The sequence below is a fragment of the Streptomyces sp. NPDC029139 genome (genome assembly GCF_055564335.1).
Window position 1 is genome coordinate 388965 of sequence record NZ_JBVHWN010000002.1, and the last position, 12216, is coordinate 401180.

11 protein-coding genes are annotated in these 12216 nt (G+C 73.5%); 2 read left to right on the forward strand and 9 right to left on the reverse strand.

Annotated elements, in window-relative coordinates; genetic code table 11:
* Positions 1-215: 215 nt before the first annotated feature.
* From ACZ4VW_RS05885 to ACZ4VW_RS05910, 6 genes are all read right to left on the reverse strand, one after another.
* Complete coding sequence (locus tag ACZ4VW_RS05885; protein WP_467958821.1) at positions 216-959, reverse strand: endonuclease/exonuclease/phosphatase family protein; 744 nt, start codon at positions 957-959, stop codon at positions 216-218.
* A gap of 168 nt (positions 960-1127) precedes the next feature.
* Positions 1128-2069, reverse strand: a complete 942-nt coding sequence (locus ACZ4VW_RS05890; protein WP_467958823.1) for an ROK family glucokinase — start codon at positions 2067-2069, stop codon at positions 1128-1130.
* Between the two features lie 66 nt (positions 2070-2135).
* On the reverse strand, positions 2136-2570 hold the full coding sequence (locus tag ACZ4VW_RS05895) for a DUF5304 domain-containing protein (protein ID WP_467958825.1): 435 nt from the start codon (positions 2568-2570) through the stop codon (positions 2136-2138).
* A 41-nt stretch (positions 2571-2611) separates the two neighbouring features.
* Positions 2612-3727, reverse strand: coding sequence for an ArsA family ATPase (locus ACZ4VW_RS05900; protein WP_467958827.1), 1116 nt, complete (start codon positions 3725-3727; stop codon positions 2612-2614).
* A gap of 66 nt (positions 3728-3793) precedes the next feature.
* Positions 3794-4237 carry an SRPBCC family protein gene (locus ACZ4VW_RS05905; protein ID WP_467958829.1) on the reverse strand — a complete coding sequence of 148 codons (444 nt, stop codon included), beginning with the start codon at positions 4235-4237 and terminating at the stop codon, positions 3794-3796.
* A gap of 91 nt (positions 4238-4328) precedes the next feature.
* Complete coding sequence (locus tag ACZ4VW_RS05910; protein ID WP_467958831.1) at positions 4329-5096, reverse strand: metallophosphoesterase family protein; 768 nt, start codon at positions 5094-5096, stop codon at positions 4329-4331.
* A gap of 258 nt (positions 5097-5354) precedes the next feature.
* On the opposite strand from ACZ4VW_RS05910, the gene ACZ4VW_RS05915 reads away from it, so the two are divergent.
* Complete coding sequence (locus ACZ4VW_RS05915; protein WP_467958832.1) at positions 5355-7151, forward strand: AMP-dependent synthetase/ligase; 1797 nt, start codon at positions 5355-5357, stop codon at positions 7149-7151.
* A gap of 169 nt (positions 7152-7320) precedes the next feature.
* Here the strand turns inward: ACZ4VW_RS05915 and ACZ4VW_RS05920 are convergent, their stop codons facing one another.
* Positions 7321-8463 carry a glycosyltransferase family 4 protein gene (locus tag ACZ4VW_RS05920; RefSeq protein WP_467958834.1) on the reverse strand — a complete coding sequence of 381 codons (1143 nt, stop codon included), beginning with the start codon at positions 8461-8463 and terminating at the stop codon, positions 7321-7323.
* An 89-nt stretch (positions 8464-8552) separates the two neighbouring features.
* On the opposite strand from ACZ4VW_RS05920, the gene ACZ4VW_RS05925 reads away from it, so the two are divergent.
* Positions 8553-9815: a glycosyltransferase 87 family protein gene (locus tag ACZ4VW_RS05925; protein WP_467958836.1), complete on the forward strand. Its 1263-nt coding sequence runs from the start codon at positions 8553-8555 to the stop codon at positions 9813-9815.
* A 42-nt stretch (positions 9816-9857) separates the two neighbouring features.
* Here ACZ4VW_RS05925 and ACZ4VW_RS05930 read toward each other — a convergent pair whose 3' ends face one another.
* Both ACZ4VW_RS05930 and ACZ4VW_RS05935 read right to left on the reverse strand, forming a co-directional pair.
* Positions 9858-11072: a hypothetical protein gene (locus ACZ4VW_RS05930; RefSeq protein ID WP_467958838.1), complete on the reverse strand. Its 1215-nt coding sequence runs from the start codon at positions 11070-11072 to the stop codon at positions 9858-9860.
* Positions 11073-11112: 40 nt separating this feature from the next.
* Positions 11113-12141: a C40 family peptidase gene (locus ACZ4VW_RS05935; protein WP_467958840.1), complete on the reverse strand. Its 1029-nt coding sequence runs from the start codon at positions 12139-12141 to the stop codon at positions 11113-11115.
* Between the last annotated feature and the right edge of the window lie 75 nt (positions 12142-12216).

Consider the following 12216-nt stretch of genomic DNA (forward strand, 5'->3'; position numbering starts at 1 on the left):
TCCGTCCGCAGGGCGGGGCCCGCGGCGTCTGGTGCGTGCCCTCGCAAGGCGGAGGATCATCCTCGTACTGGACGTCCTCGGATGACTCCGACAACGCAGCGAGGGGGCGTACCAGGCGTCGCGGGCCAGGCGGGACTTTCGCCACACGCCCCAGGGGCGTCCTGCCGGGCTCGCCGGGGAGGCGAGCCGTGGGGCCGGTCGGCGGACCGGGCCGGTCAGGCCGCCGGGATCCGTACCGCCGCGAGCACGGGCAGATGGTCCGTCGCCGCCCGGAGGTCCGCCGGGTCCAGGTCCGTGGGGACCCCGCAGCCCAGGAACTCGACGCCCTTCGTCGCCAGGACGGCGTCGATGCGCTGGTGCGGGTCGGTGGGGGTCGAGGTGTACTCGCCGCCCCAGGGGCTGACCGCCCAGCCGTCCTGGAGCTCCTTGGTCAGCCGGGTGAAGCTCCGGCCGCCGGGCCGTTCGTTGAGGTCCCCCGCCACGATGGCGTGCGGGGCGTCCATGGCCGCGACCCGGTCGAGGAGCATCCCGGCCTGGGCGTACCGTTCGTCCGCTTGCAAGCTCAGATGGCAGCTGACCAGTCCCACGCGGGCACCCGCGAACCGTACGACGGCGGTCGCGAAGCCGCGCCGGTGCAGCCCGGGGGTGAGCGGCAGGAGGACGTCCTCGGTCCGTTCCACGGTGGCCCTCAGCGAACACATCAGCAGGGGCCCGGCGGCCGTGGCGCCGCCGCTGAGGAGGACCAGCTCGCTCTTGGCGGCGAGCCGGGCGGCGTGCTTGCGCCAGCGGAAGAAGCGCGGGGCTTCCTGGACGAAGACGATGTCGGGGGCGCAGGCCCGGATGACCCGGGCGAGGGCGTCCTCGTCGTCCCGCATCGAGCGGACGTTGTAGGACAGCACCCGGACGACGGCCGAACCGTCCGCCTCGGAGCGTGAGTTGGGCAGCGCGGTGATCGCCATGTCCAGCAAGATACGACAAACCGCCCGCCGGGCCCCAGAGACGCGACGGGCGGACGGAGAACGGTACGGCCGAAGGCCCCGTGAGCCCCGCTCGGGACGGCCCGGACGGACGGAACGCCGTCCCGCGCGCGGGACGGCGTTCGTGTCGTACGGAAAGAGGCGCGGGCGTCAGCCCTGGCGGGCCAGGTCCGCCGCGCCGACCAGACCGGCCTTCCCGCCGAGCTGGGCCGCGAGGACCTGGGCGTGCGGTCGGTACTGGCCGCCGATGAGCCAGCGGCGGAAAGACTTCCGGATCGGGTCGAGCACCAGCTCGCCCTCGTCCGAGACGCCGCCGCCCACGATGAACGCCGAGGGGTCGAAGAGCGACGCCAGGTCCGCGAGGCCGGCGCCCGCCCAGCGGGCCAGCTCGCGGAAGGAGTCCACGGCCACCGGGCAGCCCTGGCGGGCCGCCGCGCTGACGTGCTTGCCCTCGATGCCCCCGGGGGTACCATCGCCGAGAGCGAGGAGGATCTTGGCGTTCTCCGGGGCCGCGTTGGCGCGCTGCTTGGCGTACCGGACGAGGGCGCGCCCGGAGGCGTACTGCTCCCAGCAGCCCTGGCTGCCGCAGCCGCACAGCAGGCCGTCCGGGACGACCCGGATGTGGCCGAACTCGGCCGCGACGCCGAAGCGTCCGCGGCGCAGCTTGTTGCCGATGATGATGCCGCCGCCGAGACCGGTGCCGAGCGTGATGCAGATGACGTCCTCGTGGCCCTGCCCGGCGCCGAACCGGTACTCGCCCCAGGCCGCCGCGTTGGCGTCGTTCTCGACGACGACCGGCAGGCCGACCCGCTGCTCGACCTTGTCCTTCAGCGGCTCGTGCCGCCAGTCGATGTTCGGCGCGAAGAGGACCGTGGCGCGCTTGTCGTCGACGTAGCCCGCGGCACCGATGCCCACGGCCTCGATCTGGTGACCCTTGCCGGCCTCGGACACCGCGGCGCAGATCGCGTCGACGATGCCTTCGGGGGTCGGCGGGGTGGGCACCTTGTGCGTGTCGAGGATGTTGCCCTCCTCGTCGACCACGCCGGCCGCGATCTTCGTGCCGCCGATGTCGACGCCGATGGTGAGTCCCATGTGTCCCTCAGTTTTCGGTCGAGCCCCGCTAGGCCCAACCGTACCCGAGGGGGGCGCCCCTCCCGGTCAGTCCAGGTCGATGTGCTGCCCCGTACCGGGGCCTTCGTCGTCGCGCTTGGGTTCCGGACCCGGTTCCTCGCGGCGGGGGTCCTGGGGCTCGTCCCGGGTCCAGCGCGTCTCGTGGCCCTCGACCGCCGAGCGGTAGGCGGCCAGCAGCTCGTTGCCGGCCGCGGCGAGGTGGTCGAAGACCTGCGGGTTGCGTTCGACGACCGGCTCGACGGCCGCCTTCGCCTGGTTGACGAACTGCTGCAGGGTGCTCTGCGCCGCCATGCCGATCAGCGGGTTGCGCAGGGTGGAGACCTTGTCGGCGACGGCGTCGAAGAGCTTGCGGAACTCCTCGGCGGCCGAGCCGGGCTCCGCGCCGGCGGCGGCGCGACGGCGGGCCTTCTCGGCCTCCAGGTCCTCGGCGCAGGCCTTGGCCCAGGCGTCCGAATCGCTCATGGCGTACTCCTCACGGCTTCTACCGTCGACGGTACACGCCGTCACGGGGTCTTCGGCCAGAGACCGGCGTCCGGGGTGAAGCGGACCCTCAGATCGCCGTCGACGAGCCCGGCGCCGGCGACCGTGCAGCGGCGCAGGGCGGGCGGCAGCGGGACGTTGCGGCGGAACGGGCCGACGGCGAGGAGAAGTTCGTCCCCGCGGCGGACGAGGGAGAGCTCGTCCTTGACGGCGCCGGGCAGGGGGATGTGCCAGACGAGGATGCCGTCGTCGTCCCTGCGGTCCTCGACGGTCCACTCGGGGACCGGCGCGGGACGCGCGTCGACCGCGAGCAGGGCGAGGTCCTCGGGGCCGCGCGGGTCCCGGCCGAGGTGCGGGAGGGCGTGCACGGCCCCGTCGTAGGCGCCGCGGAGCCGGGCGAGGTGCTCGTGCTGCTGGGCGGTGAGCCCGGCGAGCCAGGGGTCGGGAGAGTCGGCGGGGAGCAGCTTGTTGGCGACCACGGTGTCGAGGGAGAGGCGGTGGAGCGCGAGGCCGAGGCGGGCGGTGCGCAGGGCCTCGGTGGCGGCCGGGCCGGGTTCGACGACGAGCCGGACGGTGGTGGTGGGGGCGTCGACGACGGCCTGGACGGCGGCGAGCTCGGCCTCCCAGCGGGCTGTCGTCGCGTACAGCCACTGGGCGGGCATGGGTACGCCGGCGAGCTGGGCCAGCATGGGGCGCAGGGCGCGGGCCGCCTGGCGTTCGGGCGGCAGGAGGCGGCGGAGGTAGCGGCGCAGCTGCTCGGGCAGGGCGAGGAGGGCGAGGGCGTCGGGCAGCGGGGGCAGGTCGACGACGACGAGGTCCCGGTCGTCTGCGGCGGCGTCGCGCAGCGCGCGGAGCAGGGCGAACTGGTGGCTGCCGGGGAGTTCGGTGAGCTCGGCGTCCTCGAAGGGCGCGGCGCCGAGGAGGTCGAGGGCGGCGCCGGAGCGGGCCTGGAGGGCGAGGAACTCGCGGCGGAAGTCGGCGGCGGGGGCGGGGCGGAGGAGGTCCACGCCGGGTGGCCGGTCGGCCTCGCCGGACACGAGGAGGACGCGTCGGCCGGCCTGCGCCTCGGCGAGCGCGGTGGCGGCCGCGACGGTGGTGCGGCCGGCGCCGCCGGTCCCGGTGACGAGCATGATCCCCATGGGCGGGAACGTTACCGCTCCCCCCGGGGCCGAGCCCCGGGCCCTCACCCCGAAGGCCGGGGACCCTTACAGGCCCGACTCCACACGCTTCTTCAGGCCCGCCAGCGCGCGGTCGATGATGACCTTCTCCGCCTTGCGCTTGATCATGCCCAGCATGGGGATCTTGACGTCGACCGTCAGCTGGTACGTCACCTCGGTGCGCTCGCCGCCGCCCGCCGGGGCCAGCCGGTAGGAGCCGTCCAGGGCGCGGAGCATCTGCGACTTGACCAGCGTCCAGCTGACCTCGTTGTCGCCGGTCCAGGTGTACGCGAGGGTGTGGTCGTCCTTGATGGCGCCCGCGTCGAGCAGCAGCCGCACCTTCTCCGCGCGGCCGGCCTCGTCCTTCTCCAGGACCTCGGCCTCCTTCACCTCGCCCGTCCACTCGGGGTAGCGGGCGAAGTCGGCGATCACGCTCATGACGTCGGCCGGCGCTGCCTCGATGGTGATGCTCGAGCTGGTGTGTTCGGCCATCGCTGTGGCTCCTCCACTGTGCGGTCCGGCGAGAACTCGAAAGGCACGAACCGTGCCGACCGAAGGCTATCGCGCCGTCACCGGGGCCCTGTCACCACTCCAGCGCCCAGGGCCGTCCCGTCGCCGCGAAGTGCCCCACGTTCACGCACTCGGTCGCCCCGACCCGCATCCGGCGGGCCAGCGGCTGGTGGACGTGGCCGAAGAGGGCGTAGCGCGGCCGGGTGCGCCGGATGGCGTCGAGCAGGGCGCGGCTGCCGCGCTCGAAGCGGCGCGCGACCGTGTCGTAGGTGAGTTCCGGTACGTCGGGCGGTATGTGGCTGCACAGCACGTCGACCTCGCCGACGGCCTCCACCTTGGCCGCGTACTCCTCGTCGGAGATCTCGTACGGCGTGCGCATGGGGGTGCGCAGGCCGCCGCCGACGAAGCCGAACACCAGCCCGCCGATCTCGATCCGCTCACCGTCCAGGACGGTCGTCCCCGGGCGCGCGTACTCGCCCCACAGTCCCGGGATGTCGACGTTCCCGTACGTCGCGTACGTCGGGGTCGGGAAGGCGGCGAACAGCTCCTCGTACTGGCGGCGCACGGCGGTCTCGATGGCCGTGTCGCGGTCGACGGGCAGCTCGGACCAGAGCCGTCGTCCCAGGTCACGGGCCTCGTCGAAGCGGCGCGCGGTGCGCAGTTCGACGATCAGGTCGGCGTTCTCGACGCCGAAGAGGTCGGGGAAGATGCCGCGGCTGTGGTCGGCGTAGTCGAGGAAGAGCACCAGGTCACCGAGGCAGACCAGGGCGTCCGCGCCGTCCCCCGCCTTGGCGAGGGCGCCGGCGTTCCCGTGCACGTCGCTGACCACGTTGATCCTCATGCGGCTCAGCCTAGGGCGTCGGACCTGCGGTTACTTCCGAGTCCGGAAAGCTGTGGATTACTGTGCGCGAAGCACCGCCACAGCTGTGTGATGCACCGAACATCTGGCCAGGACCCCCTATCGGGAACCGAGTACTGATGGGTAACGTCCGGGCAGTCCAGTTGTGCTCACCCCCCACTGAGCACCTGCCCGATCTTGGACCGCACCGGTGCGTTCACACAGAGCCGTGGCGCCGGCGCCCGATGAGGAGCAGCAGTCTTGCGCGAGTTCAGCCTTCCGGCCCTGTACGAGGTCCCCTCGGACGGCAATCTGACGGATCTCATCCGTCGCAACGCGTCTCAGCACCCAGATGTCGCCGTGATGGGGCGCAAGGTGGCCGGCGTCTGGACGGACGTCACCGCCCAGCAGTTCCTCGCCGAGGTCCGCGGGGCCGCGAAGGGTCTGATCGCCGCCGGGGTGGAGCCGGGTGACCGGGTGGCGCTGCTGTCCAGAACGCGGTACGAGTGGGTGCTCCTCGACTTCGCGATCTGGAGCGCGGGCGCCGTGACGGTGCCGGTGTACGAGACGAGTTCGCCGGAGCAGATCCAGTGGATCCTCGGCGACTCGGGCGCCTCGCTCGTCCTCGTCGAGTCCGCGGCCCACCAGGAGTCGGTGGAGTCGGTACGGGCGAACCTGCCGGCCCTGAAGGGCGTCTGGCAGATCGAGGCCGACGCGGTCGCGCAGCTCACCGCCACGGGCGCGGACGTCTCCGACGACCTGCTCGACGAGCGGATGTCGAGCGCGCACGCCGACGACCCGGCGACGATCGTCTACACCTCGGGCACCACCGGCCGCCCCAAGGGCTGTGTCCTGACGCACCGCGCCTTCTTCGCGGAGTGCGGCAACGTGGTGGAGCGCCTGAAGCCGCTCTTCCGGACCGGCGAGTGCTCGGTCCTGCTCTTCCTGCCCGCCGCCCACGTCTTCGGGCGTCTGGTCGAGGTCGCCTCGGTGATGGCCCCGATCAAGCTGGGCTGTGTGCCGGACATCAAGAACCTCACGGACGAGCTCGCCGCCTTCCGGCCGACGCTGATCCTCGGTGTGCCGAGGGTCTTCGAGAAGGTCTACAACTCGGCCCGCGCGAAGGCGCAGGCGGACGGCAAGGGCAAGATCTTCGACAAGGCGGCGCACACGGCGATCGCGTACAGCCGCGCGATCGGCACGCCGCAGGGCCCGTCCCTGGGCCTGAAGCTCAAGCACAAGGTCTTCGACAAGCTGGTCTTCTCCAAGCTGCGGGCGGTGCTCGGCGGGCGCGGGGAGTTCGCGATCTCGGGCGGCGCGCCGCTGGGTGAGCGCCTCGGTCACTTCTTCCGGGGCATCGGTTTCACGGTCCTGGAGGGCTACGGCCTGACGGAGTCGTGCGCGGCGACCGCGTTCAACCCGTGGGACCGGCAGAAGATCGGCACGGTCGGGCAGCCGCTGCCGGGCTCGGTGGTGCGGATCGCCGACGACGGCGAGGTGCTGCTGCACGGCGAGCACATCTTCACGGGTTACTGGCAGAACGAGACGGCGACCGCGGAGGCGCTGGCCGACGGCTGGTTCCACACCGGCGACATCGGCACGCTGGACGAGGACGGCTACCTCGCCATCACCGGCCGCAAGAAGGAGATCCTGGTGACGGCGGGCGGCAAGAACGTCGCCCCGGCGGTCATCGAGGACCGGATCCGCGCCCACGCGCTGGTCGCGGAGTGCATGGTGGTGGGCGACGGGCGTCCGTTCGTGGGCGCGCTGGTCACCCTGGACGAGGAGTTCCTGGGCCGCTGGGCGAGCGAGCACGGCAAGCCCGCGGGCTCGACGGCGGCGTCGCTGCGCGAGGACGCGGAGCTGCTCGCCGAGGTGCAGCGCGCGGTGGACGACGGCAACGCGGCGGTGTCCAAGGCGGAGTCGGTACGGAAGTTCCGCGTCCTGCCGGCCCAGTTCACCGAGGAGGCGGGCCACATCACGCCGTCGCTGAAGCTGAAGCGCAACGTGGTGGCGAAGGACTTCGCGGACGAGATCGAGGCGATCTACCGCCCGTAGGGCGGTGGGGGCCGCGATCCCCACGACCACCGAGCCGGCCCCGCGGGCGCACACGCCGCCCGCGGGGCCGGCTCGCGTCGCACCCGTGAATCACATGCCACGGCCCCCCGAGGGGGGCGGCCCTGCCCCTCCCCGGCTTCCGGGAAGGGCGGGGGCGGCCGGGGTGGGGCTACAGCAGGTCCTTCAGGCGTTCCGCGAGCAGGTCCCAGCGCCAGCGCTCCTCGACCCAGGCACGGCCGCGCTCGCCCATGCGGGCGCGCAGTTCCGGGTCGAGCAGCAGGGTCGCGATGCGGTCGGCGGACTCTCCCGGGGCGTCGCCGCGCACGACCCAGCCGGTCTCGCCGTCCAGGACCGCGTCCGGCGCGCCGCCCGAGTCGCCCGCGACGACCGGAAGGCCGGTGGCCGAGGCCTCCAGGTAGACGATGCCGAGGCCCTCGACGTCGAGGCCGCCGCGCCGGGTGCGGCAGGGCATGGCGAAGACGTCCCCGGCGCCGTAGTGGGCCGGCAGTTCCTCCCACGGCACCGCGCCGGTGAACCGTACGGAATCGGCCACGCCGGTCGTCGCCGCGAGGCCACGCAGGTCCTTCTCGTAGGGGCCGCCCCCGACGATCAGCAGCACCGCGTCCGGCACCCGCCGCAGGATCTCCGGCATGGCCCTGATCAGGGTGTCCTGGCCCTTGCGCGGGACGAGGCGCGAGACGCACACGACCACGGGGCGGTCGCTGAGCCCGAGCCGTTCCCGTACGGCCTCGCCGCCCGAGCCCGGGTGGAAGGTCTTCTCGTCCACGCCCGGCGGGAGCTGCACCATCCGCCCGGCCGCCGCCGGTGTCAGCGCCGTCGCGATCCGGGAGCGGGTGTACTCGCCGAGGTAGGTGAGGGTGTCGGTGCCCTCGCCGATGCGGCGGAGGAGCTGTCGGGCGGCCGGCAGCTGTGCCCAGCCCGCCTCGTGCCCGTGCGTCGTCGCGACGATCCGCCGCGCGCCCGCCCGGCGCAGCGCCGGGCCCATCAGGCCGAGCGGCGCCGCCGCCCCGAACCACACCGAGGAGCAGTCGTGCTCACGCAGCAGCGCGGTCGCCCGCGCGGTGACCCGAGGAGTGGGCAGCAGCATGGTGGTGCTGTCCCGCACCACCGTGAAAGGCTGCTCCGCGTCGAACGCGGCGGTCGCCTCGATCCCCTCGCGGCTGCGCTTCCAGGTGGAGGCGTAGACCACGATCCGTCCGGGATCGAGACGCAGCGCCATGTTGTGCAGGAACGCCTGGATTCCACCGGGGCGAGGCGGGAAGTCGTTGGTTACGATCAGGGTCTTGTGCATCGACGCCGAATGTACGTGACCTCACCCCCCGCCCGGCAACACACCCTCCGCAGGCGCGGACCGGACCGACAGAATTGGACGAGGTAGGAATGACGGGCGTACTGGGTACGGCTGCCGAGCGCGCGAGAAGAAACCCCGTCCTCCTCTGGGGACTCACCCGGGTCGTCCTGCTCCTCTGTGTCTTCAAGGTCGTCACCGTCCCCGGTCCGGACGTCACGAGCGACATAGAGCACATCTACCAGGGCTGGTTCGAGGTCCTGAAGACCGGCACGTACCCGCTGGACGACGTGACCTGGCAGTACCCGCCGCTGGCCGCCGTGGCCATCCTCTCCCCCGCGCTGCTGCCGTTCCTGGAGTACTCCGCCGCCTTCTTCGTGCTCGCCTTCCTGTGCGACGCGCTCGTCTTCGGGCTGCTGATGTACGCGGGGAAGCGGCGGGGCCGCAGCCCGCACGGCGCGTGGATCTGGCTCGCGGGCGTGCCCCTGCTCGGTCCGACCGCCTATGCCCGGTACGACCTGATGGTCACCGCCGTCGCCGTGGCCGCGCTCCTCGCCGGGCTGTCCCGCCCGCGGGTGCTCGGCGCGCTGGCCGGTCTCGGCGCGATGCTGAAGGTCTGGCCGGCGCTGCTGCTCGTCGGCACCCCGCGCGGCCGTGCCACCTTCCGCTCGTGGTCGACGGCGGCGGGCGCGGCGGCCGGGCTGCTGCTCCTGTGCGTGCTCGCCGCGCCGGGAGCGCTGGCGTTCCTGACGTTCCAGCGCGAGCGGGGACTGGAGCTCGAGTCGCTGGGCGCGATGCTCTTCCATGTGGCGCGGCACCTCGGCTGGGACGGCGAGGCGCGGATGAACTACGGCTCGATCGAGTTCCTGGGCCCGTACGTCTCCACCGTCGCGGGCGCGGCCATGGCCCTGACGATCGCGTCCTTCTGCTGGCTGCTGGTCTGGCGGTTCAAGGCCCGCGTGTTCTCGACCTCGACCCCGGCGGACGCGGCGTTCGTGGCGGTGCTGCTGTTCACCGCGACGAGTCGGGTGATCAGCCCCCAGTACATGATCTGGCTGGTCGGTCTGGCCGCCGTGTGCATGGTCTACCGGTCGAGCAGGATGCGCCGGCCCGCGCATCTGGTGGTGTGGGCGACGGCGGTGACGCAGTTCGAGTTCCCGGTGTGGTTCTCGCACGTGACCGACAGCGATCCGCTGGGCATCGCACTGCTGCTGGTACGGAACGGCCTGCTGGTCGCCGCCTCGGTGTCGGCCTGCCGCGTCCTGTGGCAGCAGACGGTGACGGAGCCGGGGCTCGCTCCGGTGGTGACCCCGGTGCAGCAGCCGGAGCGGGCGAGGAGCCTGCCGGTCGCCTGAGGGCGCGGGCGCCGGTGACGGGTGGTGGCGGCCGGCCCGGTGTCATCCCAGCCGCTCCCCCAGGAAGACGCGCCAGTCCGCCGTGAAGGACTCCGGGGTCGTGCCCAGCACGTCGTGGAGGGCCTTCTCCACCGCGCCCTCACGGCCCGGGTGGGCGCCGACCGCGCGGTAGAAGGCGGTCAGCTTCGCCTCCCCCCAGCGTTCGGCGATCAGCGTGCAGGCCAGCCATCCGCTCTCGTACGCGCGCGCCAGGGCGTCCGCGTCGCCGCCGAAGGTGAAGGCCCGGTCGTCCGGCAGGGCGGCCGGGAGGTCGCCGGCGCGGACCGCTCGGCGCAGTTCGGGGGCCGCCTGGGCGGCCGTGCGGCCGGTCCCCCGGTACGCGACCCAGTCGGCGAAGCCCTCGGACAGCCACACGGGCGTGGCCGCCGAGGTGGCGGCGCGGGTGGCCACGTGCGTCACCTCGTGGGTGAGAACGATCTGGCGGCCGAAGTCGCCGAGGACGCCGTACGCCTCGGGGTTCACGATCACCCGGTCCGCGGGGGCCTTCGGGCCGCCGCCGACCTCGCCCGTGGTGACGGCCGCGATGCCCCGGTACGAGGCCGCCGGGGAGCCGAGGAGCCCTCCCATGGCGTCCAGCGAGGCCGGGACGAGGACGACGACCCGACGGGCCCAGGGCGAGGTCCAGGCCGCCGAGACCGCGGGCACCGCCCGGTCGGCCGCCGCCGCGATCGCCCGGAGGCTCTGCTCCGACTGCCCCACGCCGAGGACGAGACTGCGCCGGCCCCGTACCGCCTCCACCGGGCCCTGCTGCCACAGCTGCTGGGCGGCGTCCTCACCGGGCCGGTCGGCGGTCACGTACCACCGGCCGTCCCGTTCGGTCACGTCCAGCACGCGTCGTGTGGTGACGGGGCCGGGGTCGTAGCCCTCGACCCGGTACGTCAGCTCGGCGCGCACGGTCGCCCGGGCATCGCCCCGCCGCTCGACGGAGGTGACGCGGTAGCCCCAGGAGGCCAGCGGCACCTCGGCCAGCTGGTCGAACTCCTTCAGGGCGGTGGAGGCCAGTGCGGGGTCGAGCGCGACCGCGAAGGCCGCCTCGTCCCGCGTCAGGATCGCCCGGGCCTGCCGGTCGAGCAGCGTCTGGATCTCGCGGGCCGCGGGGTCGGGCGGCTCAGGGGCCGCGCACCCGGTGAAGGCCAGCAGGGCGGCGAGCAGACAGGCCGCGGCCCCGCGCGTCGCTCCCCACCCCTGACCTGCCACGCTCCCGATCGTACGGGCAGACGTGCGGGTGGCCGTACGGTCACACCCGCGTCACCGTCGCGTGGGACATCATCCCGACCGGGTCGTAGCGCACCCGGGCCCCCGGGTAGGGGGCGTGGATCACCTGCCCGTTGCCCGCGTAGATCCCGACGTGGCTGGCGTCGCTGCGGTACGTCACGAGGTCGCCGGGCTGCGCCTGCGAGAGCGGCACCTGCCGTCCCGCGTACCGCTGCGCCGAGGAGGTCCGCGGCAGGCTGATGCCGGCCTGCCGGTACGACCACACCATCAGGCCGGAACAGTCGAAGGCGCGCGGGCCGGTCGCACCCCACACGTAGGGCATGCCGATGGCGCTGCGCGCCGCGACGACCGCCGCGGCGGCGCGGGAGGAGGACGGGTCCAGGTCGGCGGGCGGCGGCGCCTCCTCGTCCAGTCCGCTCCTGCCGGAGCGGGAGGCCCGGGCGTCCCGGTCGAACTCCGCCCGGTCCTGGGCGCTCAGGGACTCCAGCACGCGGCGTGCCTCGGCGAGCTTCCGCTCGACGGTGCGCTTGTGCCGGGCCACCAGCGTCCGGCTGCGCTCCAGTTCGGCGAGGAGGCGGCCCGCCTCGGTCCGCTTCTGGTCCAGCCGGCGCTGCTCGCCCAGGAGCTGCCCGAGCGCCGCGCTCTGCCGGGCGGCCGCCCGGTCGAGGACGGAGGCCCGGTCCAGGTAGGAGTCGGGGTCGGAGGAGAGCAGCAGCGCGAGGGCGGGGTCGATGCCGCCGGAGCGGTACTGGGCGCCGGCGACCGAACCGAGCGCGCCCCGCATGCGGTTGACGCGCTCCTGGCCGCGGGCCAGCCCGTCCTGTGCCTGGGAGACCGACCGGCGCAGGACGTCCGCCCGCTCGTCGGCCTCGTTGTAGCCCTCGGTGGCCCGTTCGGCCTCTTCGAAGAGCCGGTCGACCGTCGCCCTGGTGGCGGCCGCGGGGGCGCCGCCGGGGTCGGCGTTGGCGGGGACGGCGCCGAAGGCCGTGGCGGCGGTGGCCGCGGCGGCGGTCAGGACGGTGACCCTCGCAGGTCGTCGGTGGGACGCCACGTATCGCGCTCCGTTCGGCTGTTACCCAGACTGGCGCGGCAGACAGTAGCCGTTGATCACCGTGGGTCCAACGAA

Coding starts and splice junctions, on each gene's coding strand:
- ACZ4VW_RS05895 (WP_467958825.1), bottom strand. CDS start 2,570: ATGAGCGATTCGGACGCCTGGGCCAAGGCCTGCGCCGAGGACCTGGAG.
- ACZ4VW_RS05925 (WP_467958836.1), top strand. CDS start 8,553: ATGACGGGCGTACTGGGTACGGCTGCCGAGCGCGCGAGAAGAAACCCC.
- ACZ4VW_RS05885 (WP_467958821.1), bottom strand. CDS start 959: ATGGCGATCACCGCGCTGCCCAACTCACGCTCCGAGGCGGACGGTTCG.
- ACZ4VW_RS05890 (WP_467958823.1), bottom strand. CDS start 2,069: ATGGGACTCACCATCGGCGTCGACATCGGCGGCACGAAGATCGCGGCC.
- ACZ4VW_RS05905 (WP_467958829.1), bottom strand. CDS start 4,237: ATGGCCGAACACACCAGCTCGAGCATCACCATCGAGGCAGCGCCGGCC.
- ACZ4VW_RS05900 (WP_467958827.1), bottom strand. CDS start 3,727: ATGGGGATCATGCTCGTCACCGGGACCGGCGGCGCCGGCCGCACCACC.
- ACZ4VW_RS05910 (WP_467958831.1), bottom strand. CDS start 5,096: ATGAGGATCAACGTGGTCAGCGACGTGCACGGGAACGCCGGCGCCCTC.
- ACZ4VW_RS05920 (WP_467958834.1), bottom strand. CDS start 8,463: ATGCACAAGACCCTGATCGTAACCAACGACTTCCCGCCTCGCCCCGGT.